Genomic DNA, 23,283 nt, shown 5'->3' on the forward strand with positions numbered 1-23,283 from the left:
CTATCCTAAGGGGCATACCACTCTCTGGGAGCATCACCATGGGTTCCACGTTCAACAGCCTGGTTGGCCTGATCATTCTTGCCCTGGATATCTGGGCAATCATCAATGTGCTCAAAAGTGGCGCGGAAACCGGGATGAAAGTCCTCTGGGTGCTGTTGATTGCGTTGCTGCCGGTTCTGGGCCTGATCATCTGGGCCATTGCCGGGCCGAGGGGTGATGTGAGGATCTGACTGCTTTCTCCTTGTGGGAGCGAGCCTGCTCGCGAAAGCGGTATGTCAATCTATCCATGTTGAATGTGTCACCGTCATCGCGAGCAGGCTCGCTCCCACATCGTTCCGTGCGTACTCGGTCATGAAGGTTCGACCTGTCATCTCCCGCGACGTAGAATGCGCGCCTTTCCCGGGCAATCGAGGCATTCGATTGGCCTTCATGGGCGGGTAACCGTCCGTTGCCACCGCATTCATCGGAGCACTTCCCATGAGCATCACCCCCACCAACGACTACCTGGAAACCCTTTACGAAGGCTACGGCCAGCGTTTTCGCATGGACAAACTCCTGCACGAAGTGCGCACCGAACACCAACATCTGGTGATTTTCGAAAACCCGCGCATGGGCCGGGTCATGGCGCTGGACGGTGTGATCCAGACCACCGAAGCCGACGAATTCATCTACCACGAGATGCTCACCCACGTGCCGATCCTGGCGCACGGCAACGCCAAGCGCGTATTGATCATTGGCGGCGGCGACGGCGGCATGCTGCGTGAAGTAACCAAGCACGCCAGCGTCGAGCACATCACCATGGTCGAGATCGACGGCACCGTGGTCGACATGTGCAAGCAGTTCCTGCCCAATCACTCCAATGGCGCCTACGATGATCCGCGCCTGAACCTGGTGATCGACGACGGCATGCGTTTCGTCGCCACCACCACCGAAAAATTCGACGTGATCATTTCCGACTCCACCGATCCGATCGGCCCGGGCGAAGTGCTGTTTTCGGAAAACTTCTACCAGGCGTGCCATCGCTGCCTGAACGAAGGCGGCATCCTGGTGACGCAAAACGGCACGCCGTTCATGCAGATCGAAGAAGTCAAAACCACCGCCGGTCGTCTGCGTAGCCTGTTTGCCGATTGGCACTTCTACCAGGCCGCGGTGCCGACCTATATCGGCGGCTCGATGACCTTCGCCTGGGGTTCGACCAATACCGCTTATCGCAAGTTGACTCGCGAAACCCTGCAACAGCGTTTCGCGGGCAGCGGCATCGTCACGCGCTACTACAATCCGGAGATCCACATCGGCGCCTTCGCCTTGCCGCAGTACGTTCTGCAGGCCGTGAACAAGCCGGGCAACGATTGATTTACACCACCTTGTAGGAGCGAGCCTGCTCGCGATGGACGCCAACGATAACGCGGGATGCCTGAATGCCCGCGGTGCCGAGGTTTCCATCGCGAGCAAGTTAAAATTCTTTTCATCCCAACACGTAGTACTGCGTTTGAACGATCACCCAGAGCAAAAGTCCAGATAGGTGTGAACCCATTTGCGGGTTTTTACGAGGAGGCTCCGATGTCAAAGTGGAAAGTCACTTTCGTTGATGATCATGGTGAAACGATCAATGAAGTCTTCGAGTGCGAGGCACGCCCGAACAACGAGCAGGCCGCCAAACTCATCAAGGAACGGCTCCTCCCTGTCGCCGCCAAGCTGGATTTGAACGATCTGGAAGGGCGAACCGCTGATGCCAGCGTCAAAGAACTCAAGTCCCAGAACAGCATTCAAATCCTCGGCATCACGCCAATCTGAACACTTCCTGACACATTCTCATCCAGGCCTTGGCAGCGCCTCTATCCTGGGGCTACTCTGCAATCGAGATCAGCGAACGGATCGCTAAGGTCTGGTCTTGTCAGCTACATGCTTGTTTCCCGCCGGCACATCGGTGCCGAACCGCCCGCACCCACGGTTGCGTGCGCAGGGAGTACGGAAAGTCTATCCATCGGTTTTTTGAGGAGGACGTTTCATGAGCACAGCCTATCAAGAAGACATCAGCAGCAGCGTGCTGCGCCGCATGAAAGAAGGCGGTTTCGATTTTTCACGGTTCCACCCCATCGAGTTCTACGCAATTTTCCCGGACGAGGAGCGGGCACGCAGGGCAGCGCGTCATTTTCATCATGGTGAATCCCTCAATTCGCAAATCAGTGTGCGTGACGACGGTGCCTGGGCACTGGAGCTGAGCAAGGTCATGTACGCCACCTACGACGAGATCGGCGACTTCGAGCAGGGTTTCGAAGCGGTGGTCGAGCCATTGGGCGGCATTATTGAGGGCTGGGGTGTGAAACAGGAGGTACGAGGGCGACTCGCATAACCTTATGAACAGTAACAATCGCTATCGCGGCTGACTTTCGGGTCGGCCGTTTTGTTTTCTGCGGATGCAAAACGGTTCAACCAGGCAAAAAAAAGCCACCTGAGCGGGTGGCTGAAAGGTAAGACCGGAAAGGAGGGAAACCGGTCGGGAGTTCGATGACCGGGCTGCCTGGGCAGCCGTTGCAGATAGGGAGCCGTCACCTTCGTCGCCTTGGCACTGACGAAGTTTTTTCAGCGGATGCGCGGATTATCCACAGCGCTGACCGGGTGGTGAAATCAACTCTGACTATGCAGGCGATAGGCAAACTGTGCGGGGATCGGTTACGGCTTGAGCTTGCGTCCAGCCATATGCTTCAAATACCCCACCAGCATCTCCAGATCCTCATCCGGCAACACCTCGGCCGAAAACCCGGGCATCTTCGCCTGGGGCCACTGACGCAAGCTCTGCGGATCACGGATGTAGCGCTTGAGGAAGTCCGCGCCAAAGTACTCGGTGGGGTTGTACGGAATATTCAAGTCCGGCCCGAACTGCGAATCCCCGGCCCCGTTCAATCGATGGCACGCCAGGCAGTTCTTCTGAAACAGGGCAAAGCCCTTGTTCACCGGGTCATGCGCCTTCAAGGCCGGATCAGGCAGCAGGACAGGGAAGCGCTCCGCGACCGGCGCCATGCGCTTGATGCTGGCGACTTCGAACGGCCATTGTTCCGGGCTGATGTTGCCCGCCCGCGGATCGGTCCACACCAGGTAGAACGGCCCGGCGCTGTGCTTGCCTTCCGACAGCGGTGGCCACGGCTTGGCCGGGTCTTCGATCGCCAGCCAGGCCCGCGCGCCCTGAGTGTTGAGCAAGGGTGCGGCCGACAATTCCGCAGCAAAACCATCCAGCGCAACCGCCTGCAAATGATCCTCGGGTTTCACGTCCGTCAACAATGCCGACATTGGCACCGCGCGGTAGCTCATGTCGCGTTTGTAGGAAACATCGTTGGGGATGCTGATGGTCTGGGCCTGAGGGTGCTTGAGCAGTTCCTCGGTTTGCCAGGTGCGACTGTTCGCGCCCAGCTCAAGGTTTAGCTGTGCGGCATATAGAGGCGTGCTGAGCAGCAGGGCCCCGAACACAATGAGCGTTTTCAAAATGATCGCCGTCCATGTCGTGGAAGTGCCGCAAAGGTTGGCACAGCCACGCTGGCTCGGGTAGCGAGCCAGTCACATTTTTGTTGTGGCGATATACAAGTCTGGTGCCGTGGTTTTCACAAATCGACTAGCCGAGCACCCTGGTCAGGTTCGGCAGGATCAACAACAGTGTAGTGGCAAAGAGAATGAGACCCGCTTGACGAACTTTCGATTGTTTGAACATGGCTGACCGCCTTCTTTTTGTTATTTCCTGATGCCTGCCTGCATATCTCCATGTCGGCAAACGATGCACTTCCTGTATGAACGACCGTCTCGGCAAAACCCGACGACAACTTCGTACACCTTCACCTTAGAGCCCGCGTCACTCGTGATTTAGATCCATTTAGTATGGTGTTCTGACTTCTTGCTATTAAAACGGCATGAGGCCTATTGCCAGCTTCTTGGGCGGCCTTTTGCTAGACACTTGCGCGTCAAAAAACGGTTTGCCCGGTTGTTGACGACCGTCCGTCTGAGCGTGAGCGTCAATGCCGGTGAGCGTTGCGGTCATTGAATCGGCAGTGACTCGGAATAAGGTGAAAGCTCCATAAAAGTGCAACAAAACCAATAACAACAAGATCGAGGACGTCATGACCCAAGCGTTGATTTTCGATGCGTTACGCACGCCCCGTGGCAAAGGCAAGGCCGATGGCGCCTTGCACAGTGTCAAGCCGGTGAACCTGGTGGCCGGGTTGCTCGGCGCGCTGCAAAAGCGAACCGACCTCGATACCAGTCAGGTCGATGATGTGGTGCTTGGCTGCGTGACCCCCGTCGGCGATCAAGGCGCCGACATCGCGAAAACCGCCGCTCAGGTGGCGGACTGGGATGTCAGCGTGGCCGGGGTGCAAATCAACCGTTTCTGCGCATCGGGACTGGAAGCGGTGAACCTTGGGGCGATGAAAGTGCGCTCCGGTTTCGAAGACCTGGTGGTGGTCGGCGGCGTCGAGTCGATGTCACGTGTACCCATGGGCAGCGACGGCGGGGCCTGGGCACTGGACCCGGAAACCAACCTGCACAGCCATTTCACCCCGCAGGGCGTGGGTGCCGACCTGATCGCTACTCTCGAAGGCTTCAGCCGTCAGGACGTCGATGCCTATGCGCTGCACTCGCAGCAAAAAGCCGCGCGAGCGCGGGCCGATGGCTCGTTCAACAAGTCGCTGGTGCCGGTCCGAGATCAGAACGGCATCATCCTGCTCGATCACGATGAGTTCATTCGCGCCGATTCGACCCTCGAAGGCCTGGGCAAGCTCAAGCCGAGTTTCGAAATGATCGGGCAAATGGGCTTCGACGCCACCGCGCTTCGGGTCTACAGCCATGTCGAGCGAATCCATCACGTTCACACCCCTGGCAACAGTTCCGGGATTGTCGATGGCGCGGCCTTGATGTTGATCGGCTCCGAGGCCAAGGGCCAGGCGCTGGGCCTGCGACCACGGGCGCGGATCGTCGCCACGGCGGTGACCAGCACCGACCCGACCATCATGCTCACCGGTCCGGCACCGGCCACCCGCAAGGCGCTGGCGAAGGCCGGCCTGCGGGTTGAAGACATCGACCTGTTCGAGGTCAACGAGGCGTTTGCCTCGGTGGTCCTGAAATTCATCAAGGACATGGCCGTCGACCCGGACAAGGTCAACGTCAACGGCGGCTCGATCGCCATGGGTCACCCTCTGGGCGCTACTGGCTGCGCGATTCTCGGCACTTTGCTCGATGAGCTGGAAAACCGGCACCTGCGTTACGGCCTCGCGACCCTGTGCGTCGGCGGCGGCATGGGCATTGCCACCATCATCGAACGCCTCTGAGCCAGACATTCAAGGAAACCTTTCATGACCCAAGCCATTCGTTACGAAAAGGGCCAGGACCGGATCGTCGTCCTGACCATCGACATGCCCGGCCAGAGCGCCAACACCATGAACGCGGTGTACCGCGAGGCCATGGCTGACTGTGTCGCGCGCCTGGTGGCCGACACGCAGGACATTGCCGGCGTCATCATCACTTCGGCGAAAAAAACCTTCTTCGCCGGCGGTGACCTCAATGAATTGATCAAGGTCGGCAAACCCGAAGCCAAAGCCTTCTACGACATGGTTCTGAGCCTCAAAGGGCAATTGCGCACCCTGGAAACCCTCGGCAAACCGGTGGTCGCGGCGATCAACGGCGCGGCACTGGGCGGGGGCTGGGAAATCTGTCTGGCCTGTCATCACCGGGTGGCGCTGGACAACTCGTCGGTGCAGCTCGGTCTGCCGGAAGTGACCCTCGGTCTGCTGCCGGGCGGTGGCGGCGTGGTGCGCATGGTGCGTTTGCTCGGCCTGGAAAAGGCTTTGCCGTATCTGCTCGAAGGGAAAAAACTGCGGCCGCAACAGGCGCTGCAGGCGGGGCTGATCGATGAACTGGCGGCGGATCACGATGAGCTGCTGGCCAAGGCGCGAGCCTGGATTCAGGCCAACCCGACGGCCGTGCAGCGTTGGGATGTAAAGGGTTACCAGATTCCTGGCGGTACGCCGTCGAACCCGAAAGTCGCGCAGATGCTGGCCATCGCGCCATCGATCCTGCGCAGCAAAACCCAAGGCTGCATGCCCGCCCCGGAGAAGATCCTGTGTGCCGCCGTGGAAGGTGCCCAAGTGGATTTCGACACGGCGCACCTGATCGAAACCCGTTATTTCACCGAACTGACCACCGGCCAGGTGTCGAAGAACCTGATCGGCACCTTCTGGTTCCAGCTCAACGAAATCAATGCCGGTGGTTCGCGGCCACAGGGGTTCGCTCCCCATGTGACTAAAAAGGTCGGCGTACTCGGTGCGGGGATGATGGGCGCGGGCATTGCCTTTGTCAGCGCATTGGCCGGTATCGAGGTTGTACTCAAGGACATCACCCTGGCTGCGGCCGAGAAGGGCAAGGCGCACTCAGCGGCACTGCTGGACAAAAATGTGGCGCGCGGGCAGATGAGCGCCGAACAACGCGAAGCCGTGCTGGCTCGCATCCAGACCACCGAACACGATGCCGACCTGGCCGATTGCGACCTGATCATCGAGGCGGTGTTCGAGGACCGTGAGCTGAAGGCCAGGGTGTCGCTGGCCGCGCAACAAATCGTCGGTGCGGACGCGGTGATCGCCTCAAACACTTCGACCCTGCCGATCAGCGGCCTGGCCAGGGCGGTGCCGGACCAGAGCAAGTTCATCGGCCTGCATTTTTTCAGTCCTGTGGAAAAGATGCCGTTGGTGGAAATCATCAAGGGCACTAACACCAGCGACGAAACCCTGGCTCGCGGCTTCGATTTCGTCCTGCAAATCAGGAAAACACCGATTGTGGTCAACGACAGTCGGGGGTTTTTCACGTCACGGGTATTCGGCACCTTTACCAACGAAGGCATTGCGATGTTGGGCGAGGGTGTGAGTGCGGCGATGATCGAGGCCGAGGCGCGCAAGGCTGGGATGCCCGTCGGGCCGCTGGCGATCTCCGATGAAGTATCCCTGAGCCTCATGAGCCACATCCGTCAGCAAACCGCCCGGGATTTGCAGGCCGAGGGCAAGCCGCTGGTCGAGCATCCGGCGTTCGCCGTGATTGATCTGATGCTCAACGAATACAAGCGTGCAGGTCGGGCAGCGGGGGGCGGTTTCTATGAATATCCCGCCGGCGCCCAGAAGCATCTGTGGCCGGAATTGAAAACCCGTTTTGAAAAGGTCGATGGGCAGATTTCACCGAAGGACGTGCGTGATCGCCTGCTGTTCGTGCAAGCCATCGAGACGGTGCGCTGTGTGGAGGAGGGGGTGTTGACGTCGACCGCCGATGCCAACGTCGGCTCGGTGTTCGGTATCGGTTTCGCCGCCTGGACCGGCGGCGCGCTGCAGTTTATCAATCAATACGGGGTCAAGGACTTCGTCGCCCGCGCCCAGTATCTGGCCGGGCAATACGGCGAACGCTTCGCACCACCGGCCTTGTTGCTGGAGAAAGCCGAAAAAGGGGAGGTGTTTTAGGGATAGATGACGCATCTCGGGGCTTGCCTTGTCGCAGTGTTAGAGGCAGGCTCTGGGGTGTGCATTATTCCCATCACGTGTCAGGTATTTTTTATGTCGTTACGCATCTGCATTCTGGAAACCGACAACCTGCGTCCGGAATTGGTCGACCAATATCAGGGCTACGGGCAGATGTTCAAACGCCTGTTTTCGCAGCAACCCATTGCCGCCGATTTCACCATCTATAACGTGGTTCAGGGTGACTATCCGGGCGACGACGAGACCTTCGACGCCTACCTGGTCACCGGCAGCAAAGCCGATTCCTTCGGTACCGACCCATGGATCCAGACCCTCAAGCAATACCTGCTGACCCGCTATGAGCGGGGCGACAAGCTGCTGGGTGTCTGCTTCGGCCATCAGTTGCTGGCGCTGTTGCTCGGTGGCAAGAGCGAACGGGCGACCCAGGGCTGGGGTGTCGGTACCCACAAGTACAAAATGGCCGCCAAGGCGCCATGGATGAGCCCGGTGCGTGAAGAGCTGACGTTGCTGATCAGCCATCAGGACCAGGTGACCTCACTGCCGGAAAACGCCACGGTGATTGCATCCAGCGATTTCTGCCCGTTCGCCGCGTACCACATCAACGATCAGGTGCTGTGCTTCCAGGGCCATCCGGAGTTCATTCACGATTACTCCCGAGCCTTGCTGGACATTCGTCAGCAAGCGCTGGGCGAGCAGGTGTATTCGAAAGGGATTGCCAGCCTGGACAGTGAACATCACGGCACCACGGTGGCTGAGTGGATGATGCGGTTTGTGGCGCATAAACCAGAGACGGCTTAAACGTCTCCTGTAGGAGCGAGCTTGCTCGCGATGGTCGTCAACGATAATGCGGGAAGCCTGATGCCCCGCGGTGTTTTTGCGTTCATCGCGAGCAGGCTCGCTCCTACAGGTTGTATTTTTACAACCACCCCGACCTCTTGAAGCTCGCCCACAAACTCACGCATCCCACCGCAATTACCCCCAGCACCCCGAAATATCCGTAGTGCCAGCTCAGCTCCGGCATGTCCTGGAAGTTCATCCCGTAGATACCGGCAATGGCCGTGGGAAACGCCAGGATCGCCGCCCAGGCTGCAAACTTGCGCTGTACCGCACTTTGCCGTGAGGCCTCCAGCAACACACCGACCTCAATGGTCTGGCTGGCGATCTCTGCCAGGGTAGTCAGGTCCTCCAGCTGCCGCTTGACGTGAATCTGCACGTCACGGAAGTACGGGCGCATGTTCTTGTCGATGAATGGAAAGCTCAGGCGCTGCAGTTCTTCGCCGATCTCCACCATCGGCGCCGCATAACGGCGCAAGCGCAGTACATCGCGACGCAGGCCGTGAAGTTTCTGGATATCGCACTCGTTCAGCGCGCCGTACATGACGTTGTGTTCCAGCTCATCAATCTCGGCATGTATCGCTTCGCCCATCGGCTGGTAGTTTTCAATTACGAAGTCGAGGATGGCATAGAGTACGAAATCTTCCCCGTGCTCCAGCAACAGCGGACGCGCCTCACAGCGCTGTCGGACATGGGCGTAGGACGCCGAGTGGCCGTTGCGCGCGGTAATGATGTAGCCGTTGCCAGCAAAGATATGCGTCTCGATGAACTGGATTTTGCCTTCTTCCCGGATAGGGGAGTACGTGACGATGAACAGCGCGTCGCCAAAGGTTTCCAGTTTGGGCCTGCTGTGTTTTTCCAGGGCGTCTTCGATGGCCAGTTCGTGCAGGTTGAACTGGCGTTGCAGGTTGAACAGTTCCTCGGCGTTCGGCTCTTCGAGGCCGATCCAGACAAAGTGGCCAGGCTTTGCGGCCCAGGCCGCGCCTTCATCGAGAGTGATATTGGTGACTTTCTTACCAGCGCTGTAAACCGCAGCAGCAACAACTCGACCCATGATCTTGGTTCACTTCTTATTGGCAGGTATGCGTTAGCGAAAGGGCAGTTAGTCAGTAGCTTAGCCATGTCTATTGCTTGAGAGTCGGCAAAATATGCAGAGTTCTCCGGCAAAAGAAAACCCGCACAAGGCGGGTTTCATGTTCAGGCGGCTTGGAGTTGCCGGTCCATGGAATCGATGCATTCGCGCATCTGCTCCTGGCACCGGGCAATCAACATTGGCATGTCATCCATGCTCAAACCCGCGGTCGGTATCGCCGGCAGCGAGCGAATCAGAATTTTCCCGCTGCGCCAGCGGTTCAATCGCATGTGATTGACGTAACTGCTGACACATACCGGGACGATGGGTACCCCGGCCGCAATGGCCATCTGAAAGGCACCCTTTTTGAACGGCAACAATTCCTTGCCCAGATTGCGCGTGCCTTCGGGAAAGACCCAGATCGAAGTGTCCTGGTTTTGCAGGGTATGGGTGGTGGTCAGCATCGACTGGCGCGCCTTCTGCGCATTGCCGCGGTCGATCAGCACATTGCCGGCCAGCCAGAACAACTGACCGAACAATGGCACCCATTTCAGGCTCTTTTTACCGATGCACACGGTACGGCGGGGGACGACGTTACCGAATACGAACAAATCGTAGTTGGACTGGTGGTTGGCAATGATGACGCAGCTGTCAGGCTTATCCATCAACGGGCCGACGTCGGCCTTCACCCGCAAACGCAAAATACACATCGCTGGCCAGGCATAAAGGCGGGCGCACAGACGACTGTTATCCGGATTGAACGGGCGGCACAGGCCGAGCACCACGCCCAGCACACCTGCGACGATAAAGTGCAGGCCCATCAATGACATACGTAAAGCAAACAGCATTTTCAGGCCCCACCGGGACAAAAGGTGGCGCAGTGTACGGATGTGCACTGTTTTCGGCAATTGCCGCTCAATATGTGGGAGATGGCCGATGTTTAAGCATTTGTGTCTGACTGATCGGTCAGGCGCATGCCAGAGCGGCTACCGACTTTTCCACAGGCCTCGTACGAAAAAGCCCGGCACGATGGCCGGGCTTTTCGTTGTCGCAGGCTTGGGCTTAACCCAGGTGCTCCTGATCCGCGATGATCGCGTTGTCCAGGGTGTCCAGCAGCGCCTTGCGTACTTTCAACTTGGTGTTCTTTAGGGCCGTCATGTTGATCTTTTTCAACTGGCGAGCCGCGGCCAGCGCCGTACTTTGGAGTTCTTCCGCTGATACCACTACGTCAAGGAAGCCGGCATCCACGGCGCTTTGCGGGTTGAACATTTCACCGTTGATCACCGAGCGGTGGAACGCAGACTTGCGCAGGCGATCACGGGCCAGTTCGATACCGGCGTGGTGCATGGTCATGCCGATCTGTACTTCGTTCAGGCCGATGCTGAACGGACCGTCGACACCGATGCGGTAGTCCGCCGACAACAGCAGGAAAGCACCCTTGGCCACCGCGTGGCCGGGGCAGGCGACAATCACCGGGAAAGGGTGCGACAACAGGCGACGGGCCAGGGTCGAACCGGAGGTGACCAGGGACACGGCTTCCTTCGGGCCCGAAGTCATGACTTTCAAATCGTAACCGCCCGAGAGGATTCCCGGCTGGCCGGTCATGATGACCACCGCGCGATCCGTCACCGCCTGATCCAGTGCAGCGTTGAAAGCTGCAATCACGTCCGGGGAGATGGCGTTGACCTTGCCGTTGCTCAGGGTCAGGGTCGCGATACCGTCTTCGAGGTGGTAGGAAATCAACTCACTCATGACGCAAATCCTTTCAATAAAGATGGGCAGACGTTACCCAGCGCCACTGGCAAGGTAAAGCGCCATGACTGACCCATCAGTCACCCTTTGCCTGGCCTCCCGTCGTAGCCCTCCACGCTGGCGGCGCATTGCCCTCTATATACAGGCGTGCGGTAAACCAGAGATTGGCCGGTTTGCCATCGCCTGATCGGCCCGAAACGGCGAATTGCGTTAAGCGCATGAAAATTCTGAAAAAATGTTTGCCATCGGAAAAGCTTTCGACTACATTAGCGCGCCTCGACAGACAGAACATGTTTGAAGAGATACGGTGAAGTGTCCGAGTGGCTTAAGGAGCACGCCTGGAAAGTGTGTATACAGGAAACTGTATCGAGAGTTCGAATCTCTCCTTCACCGCCAAATTCGATGTAAACAAAACCCTTGGTTTCGAGAGAAGCCAGGGGTTTTGTGCTTTCTGGTGGTCGATTTCTTACCGATTGCCGCAGTGACGTCTGTCACTTCGCTGTTGATCAAGCTGATACTTCTTTCAACACGGCGCTTGCCGCTCTTCAACCCACTTTCAACGCAAACAGGAATGCAATGATCACGACCACGACCCACGCTATCGAAGGCCGGCAAATCACCGCCTACCTGGACATTGTCAGCGCCGAGTCGGTGCAGGGCATCAACGTTATTCGCGATGTGTTTGCCGGAATGCGGGATTTTTTCGGCGGGCGCTCCCAGACATTGGAGCGTGCATTGAAGGAAGCGCGTATCCAGGCCACTGACGAGATCAAGGAGCGGGCGCGGGCACTCCAGGCGGATGCGGTGGTAGGGCTCGATTACGAGATCAGCATGCCGGCCGGGAAGGGCGGTATGGTCGTGGTTTTTGTGACCGGAACGGTGGTGAAACTGAGGTAACTGCAGCGGTCCATTCGTCGGGCCTTAGGAAATATGAATAACAAGTCCGGTAATGACCGGCTAGTCTCAAAACCCTTGGTGATCGATATGGTTCGGGCAAGGGGGCTTGCCGGTGTCGATCCCGCTTTGGAAGAAGGGGGTGATGAAATGGTTGATCCGTATGTTGAAGACGATGGCGCAGAATTTCCGATCAACAATTTCGTCCAGTGTGGGCAGACCGTGTACGTTGCAAGCTTCGGCGAGGGTCAGGTTGAAGTCCGCAGGATCAAGACCCAGGCGAGCCGAATGCTGAAGGGGAAATTTCTTCCCAAAGTGACGGCACCCGTCAGGAAATAAATGTGGATTGCATCAACAAGCCCCGCCATCGAGCGGGGTTTTTTGTGCCCGAATTTCCGTGCATCAGGATTGTGTGAATGAATTTTTAACCTGGCTGGTTTTTCACAGAGTTTTCACAAGTGCGTACGTAGGCTGAGCTCATCCGTTAGAAAGCAACACCCTGCCCGTTCCCCAGCGGGCTTTTTTTTGCCTGTCATAAAACCTTTTCGATAAAAACTGTCCAACCGTCGCCGATAACGAGGTTGCGCACGCGCATGTCTGGACTTTGTCTGCTTTAAAGCATTCAATCCCGACCCTTTTGATTTTCATCCCTATTTTTTGAGGTTTTTGTCATGCGTTTCACACTGCCTGCTTTGGTTCTGGGTCTTCTGGTCGCTCAAGGCGCGATGGCTGGCGACGGCACTGCCGCAATCGGCGGTGGTTTGGGCGGTGCGCTGGGTAACGTTGTGGGCCAGAGCATGGGCGGCAGCACCGGTGCAGCCATTGGTGCTGGCGTAGCAGGCGCAGCCGGTAGTGCTGTTGCTGCCAAGAAAGGTCACCGTACCAGCGCTGCAATCGGTGGTGGCGTGGGTGCCGCTGGTGGTTCGGTCATCGGCAACAGCCTGGGTGGCAAGACCGGTTCGACTATCGGTGCTGGCCTGGGTGGCGCATTGGGCGGCGGCGTGGGCAGCAACCTGGCCAATGGTCACAAGCGTCACTGATTTCGAGCGATCTGCTGATCGAATCAAAGCAAATGCCCGAATCGCAAGATTCGGGCATTTTTCTTTTTGTGCTGCCTGAAAAGTCTGGAGCGGTGTTGTGCGTCATTCTTGACACTGTCCGGTCAGCTTCTCTAGGATGCTGCTCATGCGCCGATTTAAACAGCTACTTGCGGGGCGCCAGGTGACTCGAACAGTCGCCGTAGAAGCCGAAACCGGGCTTCGAAATACCGCTAAAGCGCTGGTTCGGTGTTGCCTCTCACCTGCCATGCAGACTTTTGAGGCAGAGACACGACACAATGAATGCACTAAGCCCTGTTGTACGTCCCGCGCCGATCACGGCACATCTCACCCAGCGCAATCCAAAAATCCTGCTTGGCGGTAAACACCAGCCGACGCTTTTGCGTTATCTCGACGGTTGGCCACGTCGTACCGGTGGGCCGGCAGCCTTCCTGATTCAGTTTGTCGAAGACGGTGAGTCGCTCGCGCGCTTTGCCAGCGACAGCTTTGACCTGGCGGTGATTCAATCCCCCAGCGCCGAAGACGCGCCAGAGGTCATCAGGCAACTGGTCCGTGTTGCCCGACAAGGGTTGATTACCCGTCGCTGAGTAGCGCTTTTGCTTACCCGTTGACGTTCACCACAACCCGTCCGCGCACTTCGCCGGCCAACAGTTGATTGGCGGTGTGGATGACTTCGTCCAAGGCGACTTCCCGGGTGATTTCTTTCAGCATGGAAAGATCAAGATCCCGGGCCAGGCGACTCCAGGCTTCCAATCGATCTTTGCGCGGGCGCATCACGCTGTCGATTCCGGCCAGCGTCACGCCCCGCAAGATGAATGGGGCAACACTGGCGGGGAAGTCCATGCCTTGGGCCAGCCCGCAGGCGGCGACAGTGCCACCATATCGGGTGCTGGCACAGACATTGGCCAGGGTATGGCTGCCCACTGAATCTATGGCGCCGGCCCAGCGTTCTTTTGTCAGCGGGCGACCCGGCTCGCTGAGTATTGCGCGGTCTATGATTTCGGACGCACCGAGCTTTTTCAGGTAGTCCGTTTCCTCAAGGCGGCCGGTTGAGGCAACTACTGTGTAACCCAGGCTGGAGAGGAGGGCGATGGAGAAACTGCCGACCCCGCCATTGGCTCCGGTGACCAGTATTTCGCCCTTGTCTGGCGTGACGCCATTGCGCTCCAGGGCGAGCACCGAAAGCATGGCGGTATAACCTGCGGTCCCGATGGCCATGGCTTGCTGAGCTGTGAAACCGTTCGGCAATGGAATCAGCCAGTCGCCATTCAATCTGGCCATCTGGGACAGCCCGCCCCAGTGCCCTTCACCGACCCCCCAGCCATTGAGCAATACGCTGTCTCCCGCCTTGAAGTCGGGGTGGCTGCTGTGTTCGACGGTTCCCGCCAGATCGATACCCGGCACCATCGGAAAGGTACGCACTACCGGGCTTTTGCCAGTGATGGCCAGTGCGTCCTTGTAGTTGAGCGTGCTGCAGGCCACGCGCACCGAGACATCGCCTGATGGCAGTTGCGATTCCTCCAGTTGTGCAATACGTGCGCGGTTACCGGTGTCGTCTTTTTCAATCAGGATCGCATTGAACATGGTTTTTCCTCTATTGGACCGACCGTCTAGTAATTGCAAAAAATTATTAGACTGATCGTCTCTAATGTCAACCCATGAAGTGACCAGCGATGATTATCAACACCTGTCGCGCTGGCCTTCCGGCCACCGGGGGGCAGATGGAGAATTGACTGGTTGCCTGATCAGGAGCGGTTCAAATATGGTTACCCGATGTAGTCGCCAGTGAGCATTCAGCTTTGAGTACGAACATCATTACAAAGGAAGGTCATGAAGCTCTGAAGCAGGAGCTTGACTATCTGTGGCGAGAAAAACGTCCCGATACCACACGTAAAGTGACCTGGGCCGCGTCGCTGGGTGATCGCAGTGAAAATGCGGACTATCAGTACAACAAGAAGCTGCTGCGGGAAATTGACCGGCGTGTACGTTACCTGCGCAAGCGTCTTGAGGATGTGCGAGTCGTTGCCTATTCACCCGAGCAGGAAGGGAAAGTCTTTTTCGGAGCCTGGGTCGAGATCGAAAACGAGGCGGGGGAGATCAAGAAGTTCAGGATCGTGGGGTACGACGAAATTTATGGCCGCAACGATTACATTTCCATCGATTCGCCGATGGCTCGCGCGCTTTTGAAGAAAGAAGTTGGCGATGAAGCGATCGTGCAGACCCCCAGCGGGGAAGTGTTGTGGTGGATCAACGAGATTTTTTACGAAGCAAAGTAGGGTTGTTCCAGGCTGGTGTGCATCCGCGCTTCACCTTCATGGGGGTCCGCGCGGGGTGCAGAGGACGATAACTTTCGAGTCTTCAGCCCTCCCGTAAAACTGTCAGGGGACTGGCATTCAGCGCACGGCGAGTGCCGAACACGCCGGCCCCGCCAATCAGCACCGCACCGATCAATGGCAGCATCAACAGCCATGGGTGCGGATGCCAGGGCAGATCCAGCGCATAGCGGTAGAGCACCAGGCTCACGACTTCCGAGCCCAGCGCCGCCAGCAAGCCGCTGACCGCACCCAGCAAACCGAACTCGATTCGCCGGGCCTTGACCAGCAATTGACGCTCCGCGCCCAGCGCCCGCAACAACGCGCCTTGGCGGATGCGCTCATCGAGCGTCGCCTGCAATCCGGAAAACAACACGGCCATGCCCGCTGCCAGGACAAACAACAGCACATACTCCACCGCCAGGGTGACCTGGGCGAGGATGCTACGCAGCTGCGCCAGCAAAGCCTCGACTTGCAGAATGGTGACCGCCGGAAAGCTGCGGGACAGTTCGACGATCTGCTGATCATGACCGGCCGACAGATAAAAGCTGGTCAGGTAGGTCGCCGGCAGATCTCTCAGCGTGCCCGGCTGGAAGATCATGAAGAAGTTCGGCTGGAAATTGTCCCAGTTGATATCGCGCAGGCTGGTGACTTTCGCTTCGCGGTTGACTCCACCGACGGTGAAGACCAGATGATCGCCCAGCTTTAGTTTCAGGCTTTCCGCGACCTTGCCTTCGACCGACACGCCAGGAATTTCATCGGGCGGCTGCTCGGACCACCAGTTGCCAGCGGTAATCCTGTTCCCCGCAGGCAAGTCCGCAGCCCAGGTCAGGCTCAGGTCGCGCTGGATTGCGCGGTCGCCCGCCGATTCCTTGGTGACGATTTGCTGCACCGGTTCGCCATTGATGCTGATCAGGCGTCCCGGCACTACCGGGTACAGCGGTGCCGATTGCGCCGAGAGTGAAATCAGGCGATCGATGAACGCCTGCTTGTCTGCTGGCAGGATGTTCAGCGCGAAATAGTTCGGGGCGTTTTTCGGCAGCTGGTTCTGCCAGGTGTCCAGCAACTCGCCACGCAACAGGGCGATCAATGCCATCGACAGCAGGATCAGGCCGAATGCCAGGGCTTGTCCCGCGGCTGCCAGTGGATGACGCAGTAATTGACCCAGCCCGAGGCGCCATGGCAACGAAGCCCGGGCGAGCAAGCGTCGCAGGCTTTTGAGCAGCAGCAATAGCAAGCTGCCCAGCACGAGTGCCGCGATCACACCGCCGCCGAGCAGTGCGAAGGTCAGCACCAGGTCCAGGCTCAAGCGCCACATGATCAGGCCGAGGGCGCCCAGTGCTGCGCCGTAGATCATCCAGGTGCTGGAAGGAATCGGCAGCAGATCCCGGCGCAATACCCGAAGGGGTGGAACCCGGCCCAACGCTGCCAGTGGCGGCAAGGCGAAGCCGGCCAATGCGACCAACCCGGTGCCGATCCCGGCGATGGCGGGAAACAGGCCACCCGGTGGTACGTCGCTGGGCAGCAAGTCATGCAGCAGGGCAAACAGTCCCAGTTGCGCCAGCCAGCCAATAAAGGCTCCAGTGATGCTGGCGAGCAATCCCAGAACGGTCAGCTGCAAACTGAACAGGACCATGGTTTCCCGGCGGGACAATCCAAGGCAGCGCAACAGGGCGCTGGCATCGAATCGGCGCGTGGCAAAGCGCGTCGCCGACAGGGCCACGGCGACACCGGCCAGTAACACCGCCACCAGGCTCGCCATGTTCAGATAACGCTCGGCCTTGCCCAGGGCACCACCAATCTGCCGGTTGCCATCGCGGGCATCCTGAATGCGCTGGTTGGGCGCCAGGCCAGGCTTGATCAATTGGCGATAGGTTTCCAGAGCCGACGCACTGCCGCGCCAGAGTTCGCGGTAACTGACCCGGCTGCCGGGTTGTACCACGCCGGTGGCGGCGAGATCGTCGAGGTTGATCAGTACGCGTGGCGTCAGGCTGTAGAAGTTACCGGCGCGGTCGGGTTCGTAGGTCAGTACTCGCGTCAGGGTCAGGGTTTTCATTCCGACATCGATGCTGTCGCCGATCTTCAGGTCAAGCGCGGTCAGCAACCGACCCTCGACCCAGGCTTCACCGGGTTTCGGTCCGCCTCCGGACTCCTCCGGGGCGAACGGGGCGGGGGCGCTTTTCAGTTCGCCGCGCAGCGGGTAGATGGCATCGGCGGCCTTGATGCTGGACAACTGAATGCCGTTGTCGGTGGCGATGACACTGGAGAATTCCACGACTTGCGCATGTTCGAGCCCCAGTTCGGTGCCGCTTTTAATCTGTTCGGGGCGGGCCGGCGAGCTGCCTTCCAGCAGCAGGTCCGCGCCCAGGAACTCGGTGGCGCGCAGCATCATGGCGCCGTTGAGGCGGGCACCGAAGTAACCAATGGCGGTACTCGCCGCCACCGCCACGAGCAAGGCGAAGAACAACACACGCAATTCACCGGCGCGGGCATCGCGCAGCAATTGGCGAATGGCAAGACTGAACAGGCGTAACAGCGGCAAGCGTGCCATCAAGGCTCCAGTGGGGCGACCAGCAGGCCGGCTTCAAGGCGGATCAGGCGCTTGCAGCGATGTGCCAGGCGCTCATCGTGAGTGACCAGCACCAGGGTCGTGCCGCGTTCCTTGTTGAGTTCGAACAACAGATCGCTGATGCGCTCGCCGGTGTGGCTGTCGAGGTTGCCGGTGGGTTCGTCGGCGAACAGCACGTCGGGTTCGGCGGCAAACGCCCGGGCAATCGCTACACGTTGCTGTTCGCCGCCTGATAGCTGGCGCGGCGAGTGGGTCAGGCGCTGGCCGAGGCCGACCCGTTGCAGCAATTCGGTGGCGCGTCCACGGGCGTCTTTGCGGCCGTCGAGCTCCAGGGGCAGCATGACGTTCTCCAGAGCATTGAGACTGTCGAGCAACTGGAAGGACTGAAAGACAAAGCCGACGTGCTCGGCGCGGATGCGTGCACGCTGGTCCTCGTCGAGATTGCTCAGGCCCTGCCCGGCCAGGGTGACTTCGCCACTACTCGGCAGGTCGAGGCCGGCGAGCAGTCCCAGCAGGGTGGATTTGCCGGAGCCTGAGGCACCGACGATGGCCAGGCTGTCGCCCTTGTTCAGTTGCAGGCTGAGTTCGTGCAGGATGGTCAGTTCACCTTCCGCGCTGGGAACCACTTTGCTAAGGTTCTTCGCGGTGAGAATGCTTGCGCCCATGGAGAATCCGATGCGTGTGTGGTTTTTGAGTGCTGGCCTGGCCTTGATGTGCATGGCCCAGAACGCAGCGGCGGGTACAGTCCTGATCGTTGGCGATAGTATCAGCGCCGGTTTCGGGCTGGATACCCGGCTGGGGTGGGTGTCGTTGCTGGAGGAGCGGCTCAAGCGCGAAGGTTTTGACGATAAAGTGGTCAATGCATCCATCAGCGGCGACACCAGTGCCGGAGGCCAGGCGCGGCTGCCGGCGCTGCTTGCAGAGCACAAGCCGGAGCTGGTCATCCTTGAGCTGGGTGGCAATGACGGGTTGCGCGGACTGCTGCCAACGCAATTGCAACAAAATCTTGCTTCGATGATCGACAGCTCCCGCGCCAGTGGCGCCAAGGTGCTGTTGCTCGGCATGCAGTTACCTCCCAACTATGGTGCTCGCTACACCAAGGCATTCGCTGAAGTCTTCAGCAATGTCGCCAGCGAGAAAAACATCCCGCTGGTGCCATTTTTCCTCGACGGCGTGGGCGGTCATCCCGACCTGATGCAGGCCGACGGCATCCACCCGGCGGCCGGGGCTCAGGACAAGTTGCTGGAAAATGTCTGGCCTACCTTAAAACCGCTGTTATGACACTTTTCTAGGCGCGGGCTTTCGGCTAATGTGGCGCCCCCGATTTGGAGCCCCCGATGCCGCGTCCCGCCTGGTCACTTTTTTCCTACCAACTGATCGAGCCTGACGAACAGCTGGATCTGTTCGCCTGCCAGGAAGTGCGGGTTCATCTGGTGACCCGACAGCTCGAGCTTGGCGGCTCAGCAGACCGGACCTTGTGCGGTAGCCTGTTGCCGGCACAGCCACGCTGGTCGAGCGTCGATCGCCGGGTGTTCCAGGACCACCGTCTGTGCTCGTTGTGCCGGGCCATCCTCGAGTCGCAAAAGCGCGGCACTTCGCCGATCTGGCCAGAACTGCGGTTCGAACTGTAGAAACTGCCGCAGGTTCGGTCCGCGTTCGGACGATCTTTTCCCTGCATGGCACGCTCTATCGGTGCAGTTCCCCGAAATAACAGATGGCGGTGTACAATCCGATTCTTATACCTCTGTTGATCATGCGAAGGATTTTCCGGATGTTGCCGCGCTTTCCTGCCGTCACCCGCTGCCTGTCTCTTGCCGCCCTGTGTGTGGCCGGTCCCGTTGCTGCTTTGGAGTTTCCCCTGCCTCCGCCTGGTGAAGACATCATCGGCCAGGTGCAGGTGATCAAGGCCAAGTACGAAGATACCTTCGCCGACCTGGGCACCACTTACGATCTGGGCTACTCGGAAATGGTCGCGGCCAATCCGGGTGTCGATGCCTGGTTGCCGGGCGCCGGCACTGAAATCGTGTTGCCGACCCGCTTCATCCTGCCGCCGGGCCCCCGTGAAGGCATCGTCATCAACCTGGCTGAATACCGCCTCTACTACTATCCGAAAGGCCGGAACGTGGTGTACACCTTCCCGCTGGGTATCGGTCGTGAAGGCTGGGGCTCGCCGATTGCCCACACCACGATCACCGCCAAGACGCCGAACCCAACCTGGACACCGCCAGCGTCGATCAAGGCCGAGCATGCCGCCGATGGCGATCCGTTGCCCAACGTGGTGCCGGCCGGTCCGGATAACCCACTGGGGCCGTTCAAGTTCACCCTGGGCACTCCGGGTTACCTGATTCATGGCTCGAACAAGAAGTTTGGTATCGGCATGCGCACCAGCCACGGCTGCTTCCGCATGTTCAATAACAACGTTCTGGAAATGGCCGGCATGGTGCCGGTTGGCACCTCGGTACGCATCATTAACGACCCGTACAAGTTTGGTGTGAGTGGCGGCAAGGTTTATCTGGAGGCGCACACTCCACTGGACGACAAGGGCAACCCGTCGGTGGTCGACAAGCACACCTCCGTGATCAACGCCATGCTCAAGCGTGAAGACATCACCAACAACCTGCGCATGAACTGGGATGTAGTGCGTGACGTGGTCGCCGCTGAAGATGGTTTGCCGGTGGAAATCGCGGTACCGAACACCGCCGCTCCGATGGTGAGCAGTGCACCGCTGGATCCGCTGCAGTAACGATTGAAAAGAACCCGCCGATGCTTGCCGCATCGGCGGGTTTTTTTATGCCTGCACGAAAAGGCGGCAATAAAAAAGCCGACCCAAGAATGGGTCGGCTTGATAACAATCCCGAAGGATTATTACTTGCGGCTAGCTTTTTCCAGCATGCGCAGAGCACGCTCGTTAGCTTCGTCAGCAGTTTGCTGTGCTTTTTGAGCAGCAGCCAGAGCTTCGTCAGCTTTACGGTAAGCTTCGTCTGCACGAGCTTGGGCGCGAGCTGCTGCGTCTTCAGTAGCGGTCAGACGTGCTTCGGTTTCTTTCGATGCGCTGCTGCAACCGGTAGCCAGAACTGCGGCCAGAGCCAGAGCAGAGAATTTCAGAACGTTGTTCATCGTGTTCCCCTTCAAGGACTTTCAATTAAGTGGCTTTCTCCTCCGATTGAGGAAATAGCCGGCGTACATACTACCCATTACTTGTCGTAAGTAAACTCACATAAAGCAGGAAGCCAAAAAAATTGTAGGCGTTGATTCTTTTTCGAGCAACTTTTAACTGCGTTGTTTAAAAAATATTCAGCTGGGAGCCCCGAGATGAGCGAGCCGACGAGAAAAAGTTCCCCACGTAAACAGCTGTTTTTCCGGTCTTTACTAAAGTGTGTCTAGATGGATTCGTCTACACTTTCGTTCGGATTTTGCGCGATGCCTCTCATATCTTTCTGCATGTACTGGTGACTTTAAACACGGGGGCTCGTCTTAAGTCTCAACATCCGGCAATGATCAGGCTGTCGACCTTGGGTGACTCTCGGTCGAGCCGTTCCTGCGTAGCCCGGAGCAGCACCCGCCAACCCGGCCGATGACGAGCGCACCTTGAGCATTTTTGCCAATGGTGCCTACTATTTGTACGTGCTCGGTTGCGCGAGATCGGTGTAGCTCTTCTCGGTGTCCATTCAGGCACGGGGTGGCGTAGTTGTTCCTTCGCCGGGAAAACATCGGTAAGGTAGGGGTCGGAATTCAAGACCCGCGAGGAGTAGTGATGAGCGAGGCGTTGTCCATCCACCATGACCAGGCTGGTCATCAGTTCGAGACCAATGTGGACGGTCATCGTGCCTACCTGACTTATATGGATCTGGGGAAACAGACCCTGGATATCTACCGCACATTTGTGCCCAACGCATTACGCGGTCGCGGCATTGCCGCAGCACTGACCGAGAAGGCGCTGGAGTATGCCGAGGAAATGGGCTACACCGTCATCCCATCGTGCTCTTACGTCGAGCGCTACATGGAGCGGCACCAGCGGCACGCGGCCAAGCTGAGCCAGTGATCTTCAGCAAAACGAACACATAAAAAAACGCCGGGCTTGCCCGGCGTTTTTTTGTCTGCTTTTTTTGCCTTTGCGGCGATCAGGTGCGATCGCGCTTGGGCAGGACATCCTTGAGCTTGGCGTGCATGCTGCGCAAGGTGTTCTCTGTAGCTGTCCAGTCGATGCAGGCATCGGTGATCGACACGCCGTATTGCAGGTCGGCAAGGTCTTTCGGGATGGCCTGGCAGCCCCAGTTCAGGTGGCTTTCGACCATCAGGCCGATGATCGACTGGTTGCCTTCGAGGATCTGGTTGGCGACGTTCTCCATCACCAGCGGCTGCAAGGCCGGATCCTTGTTCGAGTTGGCGTGACTGCAATCGACCATGATGTTCGGTTTGATCTTCGCCTTGTTCAGTGCCTGCTCGCAGAGCGCGACGCTTACCGAGTCGTAGTTCGGCTTGCCGTTGCCGCCGCGCAGCACGACGTGACCGTAGGCGTTGCCCTTGGTGGTCACGATCGACACGCCACCTTCCTGGTTGATACCCAGGAAGCGGTGAGGGCTGGAAACCGATTGCAGGGCGTTGATGGCCACGGTCAGGCCGCCGTCGGTACCGTTCTTGAAGCCGACTGCCGAGGACAGGCCTGAAGCCATTTCACGGTGGGTCTGGGATTCGGTGGTACGCGCGCCGATGGCTGACCAGCTGATCAGGTCCTGCAAATATTGCGGGGAGATCGGGTCGAGGGCTTCAGTAGCGGTTGGCAGGCCCATTTCGGCCAGGTCCAGCAGCAACTGACGCCCGATGTGCAGACCGTCCTGGATCTTGAACGAGTCGTCCAGATACGGGTCGTTGATCAAGCCTTTCCAGCCGACGGTGGTGCGTGGCTTCTCGAAATACACGCGCATCACCAGATACAGGGTATCGGACACTTCCGCGGCGAGAACCTTCAGGCGCTCGGCGTATTCGTGGGCGGCCTTGATGTCGTGGATCGAGCAAGGCCCGATGACCACGAACAGGCGGTGGTCGGTGCCATCAAGAATGTTGCGAATGACTTCGCGGCCCTTGGTGACGGTGCGCAGTGCGGCGTCGCTCAGAGGGATGTCACGCTTGAGCTGATCGGGGGTGATCAGCGTCTCGTTGGAGGAGACGTTCAGGTCGTTGATCGGTAAATCAGCCATCGTTTACTCGTCAGGTCACGGGTGCAGGCCGCCAGCGAACCCGCGCGGCGGAGCACAGCAAATTAAGCGCGTCGGGGAGCCGAACCTTAGCGCGT

The 23,283-nt window shown here is 58.7% G+C and carries 24 protein-coding genes, 1 tRNA gene and 1 pseudogene; 17 read left to right on the plus strand and 9 right to left on the minus strand.

Translation table 11 applies throughout. The features are described from left to right. Positions 1 to 38: 38 nt before the first annotated feature. The 4 genes from ABTV29_RS08185 to ABTV29_RS08200 all read left to right on the plus strand — a co-directional run bounded on the left by ABTV29_RS08185 (position 39) and on the right by ABTV29_RS08200 (position 2,353). Complete coding sequence (locus ABTV29_RS08185; protein ID WP_433769608.1) at positions 39 to 230, plus strand: PLDc N-terminal domain-containing protein; 192 nt, start codon at positions 39 to 41, stop codon at positions 228 to 230. Between the two features lie 247 nt (positions 231 to 477). After that, positions 478 to 1,353, plus strand: coding sequence for a polyamine aminopropyltransferase (speE, locus tag ABTV29_RS08190; RefSeq protein ID WP_433769609.1), 876 nt, complete (start codon positions 478 to 480; stop codon positions 1,351 to 1,353). A 207-nt stretch (positions 1,354 to 1,560) separates the two neighbouring features. Next, the gene (locus tag ABTV29_RS08195) at positions 1,561 to 1,794 is read left to right on the plus strand and encodes a hypothetical protein (protein ID WP_433769610.1); all 234 of its coding nucleotides are present in this window, start codon (positions 1,561 to 1,563) and stop codon (positions 1,792 to 1,794) included. A gap of 214 nt (positions 1,795 to 2,008) precedes the next feature. Then, positions 2,009 to 2,353: a ribonuclease E inhibitor RraB gene (locus tag ABTV29_RS08200; RefSeq protein WP_433769611.1), complete on the plus strand. Its 345-nt coding sequence runs from the start codon at positions 2,009 to 2,011 to the stop codon at positions 2,351 to 2,353. Positions 2,354 to 2,673: 320 nt separating this feature from the next. Here ABTV29_RS08200 and ABTV29_RS08205 read toward each other — a convergent pair. Then, positions 2,674 to 3,496, minus strand: a pseudogene (locus ABTV29_RS08205) (c-type cytochrome). A 610-nt stretch (positions 3,497 to 4,106) separates the two neighbouring features. Here ABTV29_RS08205 and ABTV29_RS08210 point away from each other — a divergent pair. The 3 genes from ABTV29_RS08210 (at position 4,107) to ABTV29_RS08220 (ending at position 8,297) form a co-directional block, all read left to right on the plus strand. Continuing rightward, positions 4,107 to 5,312, plus strand: a complete 1,206-nt coding sequence (locus ABTV29_RS08210) for an acetyl-CoA C-acetyltransferase (RefSeq protein ID WP_433769612.1) — start codon at positions 4,107 to 4,109, stop codon at positions 5,310 to 5,312. Between the two features lie 24 nt (positions 5,313 to 5,336). Beyond that, entirely contained in the window at positions 5,337 to 7,481 is a 2,145-nt protein-coding gene (locus ABTV29_RS08215) for a 3-hydroxyacyl-CoA dehydrogenase NAD-binding domain-containing protein (RefSeq protein WP_433769613.1), read from the plus strand. Between the two features lie 93 nt (positions 7,482 to 7,574). Further along, positions 7,575 to 8,297, plus strand: coding sequence for an amidotransferase (locus ABTV29_RS08220; RefSeq protein WP_433769614.1), 723 nt, complete (start codon positions 7,575 to 7,577; stop codon positions 8,295 to 8,297). A 118-nt stretch (positions 8,298 to 8,415) separates the two neighbouring features. On the opposite strand, the gene ABTV29_RS08225 is transcribed toward ABTV29_RS08220, so the two are convergent. The 3 genes from ABTV29_RS08225 to ABTV29_RS08235 all read right to left on the minus strand — a co-directional run bounded on the left by ABTV29_RS08225 (position 8,416) and on the right by ABTV29_RS08235 (position 11,157). Then, the gene (locus tag ABTV29_RS08225) at positions 8,416 to 9,387 is read right to left on the minus strand and encodes a magnesium and cobalt transport protein CorA (RefSeq protein WP_433769615.1); all 972 of its coding nucleotides are present in this window, start codon (positions 9,385 to 9,387) and stop codon (positions 8,416 to 8,418) included. Positions 9,388 to 9,530: 143 nt separating this feature from the next. Further along, a complete protein-coding gene (locus ABTV29_RS08230) occupies positions 9,531 to 10,253 on the minus strand; it encodes a lysophospholipid acyltransferase family protein (RefSeq protein WP_433769616.1) in 723 nt (240 codons plus the stop codon). A gap of 214 nt (positions 10,254 to 10,467) precedes the next feature. Further along, entirely contained in the window at positions 10,468 to 11,157 is a 690-nt protein-coding gene (locus ABTV29_RS08235) for a crotonase/enoyl-CoA hydratase family protein (protein ID WP_433769617.1), read from the minus strand. A gap of 306 nt (positions 11,158 to 11,463) precedes the next feature. Between ABTV29_RS08235 and ABTV29_RS08240 the strand changes: the two genes are divergently transcribed. The 5 genes from ABTV29_RS08240 to ABTV29_RS08260 all read left to right on the plus strand — a co-directional run bounded on the left by ABTV29_RS08240 (position 11,464) and on the right by ABTV29_RS08260 (position 13,696). Then, positions 11,464 to 11,553: transfer RNA gene (locus tag ABTV29_RS08240), tRNA-Ser, on the plus strand. Between the two features lie 180 nt (positions 11,554 to 11,733). Continuing rightward, entirely contained in the window at positions 11,734 to 12,054 is a 321-nt protein-coding gene (locus ABTV29_RS08245; RefSeq protein WP_433769618.1) for a YbjQ family protein, read from the plus strand. 147 nt (positions 12,055 to 12,201) lie between these two features. Next, on the plus strand, positions 12,202 to 12,390 hold the full coding sequence (locus tag ABTV29_RS08250) for a hypothetical protein (protein WP_433771789.1): 189 nt from the start codon (positions 12,202 to 12,204) through the stop codon (positions 12,388 to 12,390). A 332-nt stretch (positions 12,391 to 12,722) separates the two neighbouring features. Continuing rightward, positions 12,723 to 13,091: a bacteriocin gene (locus ABTV29_RS08255; RefSeq protein ID WP_096509750.1), complete on the plus strand. Its 369-nt coding sequence runs from the start codon at positions 12,723 to 12,725 to the stop codon at positions 13,089 to 13,091. A 296-nt stretch (positions 13,092 to 13,387) separates the two neighbouring features. After that, complete coding sequence (locus tag ABTV29_RS08260; RefSeq protein ID WP_433769619.1) at positions 13,388 to 13,696, plus strand: class I SAM-dependent methyltransferase; 309 nt, start codon at positions 13,388 to 13,390, stop codon at positions 13,694 to 13,696. Between the two features lie 13 nt (positions 13,697 to 13,709). Here the strand turns inward: ABTV29_RS08260 and acuI are convergent, their stop codons facing one another. Continuing rightward, complete coding sequence (gene acuI / locus ABTV29_RS08265) at positions 13,710 to 14,693, minus strand: acrylyl-CoA reductase (NADPH) (RefSeq protein WP_433769620.1); 984 nt, start codon at positions 14,691 to 14,693, stop codon at positions 13,710 to 13,712. A 215-nt stretch (positions 14,694 to 14,908) separates the two neighbouring features. On the opposite strand from acuI, the gene greB reads away from it, so the two are divergent. Beyond that, a complete protein-coding gene (greB, locus tag ABTV29_RS08270; protein WP_433769621.1) occupies positions 14,909 to 15,385 on the plus strand; it encodes a transcription elongation factor GreB in 477 nt (158 codons plus the stop codon). 82 nt (positions 15,386 to 15,467) lie between these two features. On the opposite strand, the gene ABTV29_RS08275 is transcribed toward greB, so the two are convergent. Together ABTV29_RS08275 and ABTV29_RS08280 are read right to left on the minus strand one after the other, a co-directional pair. Continuing rightward, on the minus strand, positions 15,468 to 17,972 hold the full coding sequence (locus ABTV29_RS08275; RefSeq protein ID WP_433769622.1) for an ABC transporter permease: 2,505 nt from the start codon (positions 17,970 to 17,972) through the stop codon (positions 15,468 to 15,470). After that, positions 17,972 to 18,655 carry an ABC transporter ATP-binding protein gene (locus ABTV29_RS08280; protein ID WP_433769623.1) on the minus strand — a complete coding sequence of 228 codons (684 nt, stop codon included), beginning with the start codon at positions 18,653 to 18,655 and terminating at the stop codon, positions 17,972 to 17,974. Before ABTV29_RS08280 ends, ABTV29_RS08275 begins: the two co-directional genes overlap by 1 nt. Before the next feature lie 10 nt (positions 18,656 to 18,665). Between ABTV29_RS08280 and ABTV29_RS08285 the strand changes: the two genes are divergently transcribed. The 3 genes from ABTV29_RS08285 to ABTV29_RS08295 all read left to right on the plus strand — a co-directional run bounded on the left by ABTV29_RS08285 (position 18,666) and on the right by ABTV29_RS08295 (position 20,733). Continuing rightward, positions 18,666 to 19,271 (plus strand): arylesterase, encoded by a 606-nt coding sequence (locus ABTV29_RS08285; RefSeq protein ID WP_433769624.1) that lies wholly within the window; start codon positions 18,666 to 18,668, stop codon positions 19,269 to 19,271. Between the two features lie 56 nt (positions 19,272 to 19,327). Further along, positions 19,328 to 19,621 carry a hypothetical protein gene (locus ABTV29_RS08290; protein WP_077044623.1) on the plus strand — a complete coding sequence of 98 codons (294 nt, stop codon included), beginning with the start codon at positions 19,328 to 19,330 and terminating at the stop codon, positions 19,619 to 19,621. Positions 19,622 to 19,761: 140 nt separating this feature from the next. Then, positions 19,762 to 20,733, plus strand: coding sequence for a L,D-transpeptidase family protein (locus tag ABTV29_RS08295; RefSeq protein WP_433769625.1), 972 nt, complete (start codon positions 19,762 to 19,764; stop codon positions 20,731 to 20,733). A 122-nt stretch (positions 20,734 to 20,855) separates the two neighbouring features. On the opposite strand, the gene oprI is transcribed toward ABTV29_RS08295, so the two are convergent. Beyond that, a complete protein-coding gene (oprI, locus tag ABTV29_RS08300) occupies positions 20,856 to 21,107 on the minus strand; it encodes an outer membrane lipoprotei OprI (RefSeq protein WP_011335311.1) in 252 nt (83 codons plus the stop codon). 637 nt (positions 21,108 to 21,744) lie between these two features. Between oprI and ABTV29_RS08305 the strand changes: the two genes are divergently transcribed. Next, positions 21,745 to 22,032, plus strand: a complete 288-nt coding sequence (locus ABTV29_RS08305; RefSeq protein WP_008057026.1) for a GNAT family N-acetyltransferase — start codon at positions 21,745 to 21,747, stop codon at positions 22,030 to 22,032. Between the two features lie 79 nt (positions 22,033 to 22,111). On the opposite strand, the gene ABTV29_RS08310 is transcribed toward ABTV29_RS08305, so the two are convergent. After that, positions 22,112 to 23,188, minus strand: coding sequence for a 3-deoxy-7-phosphoheptulonate synthase (locus tag ABTV29_RS08310; RefSeq protein ID WP_224537252.1), 1,077 nt, complete (start codon positions 23,186 to 23,188; stop codon positions 22,112 to 22,114). Between the last annotated feature and the right edge of the window lie 95 nt (positions 23,189 to 23,283).

Origin of the sequence: Pseudomonas putida, assembly GCF_050989985.1 — a bacterium.
GTDB lineage: Bacteria > Pseudomonadota > Gammaproteobacteria > Pseudomonadales > Pseudomonadaceae > Aquipseudomonas > Aquipseudomonas putida_AI.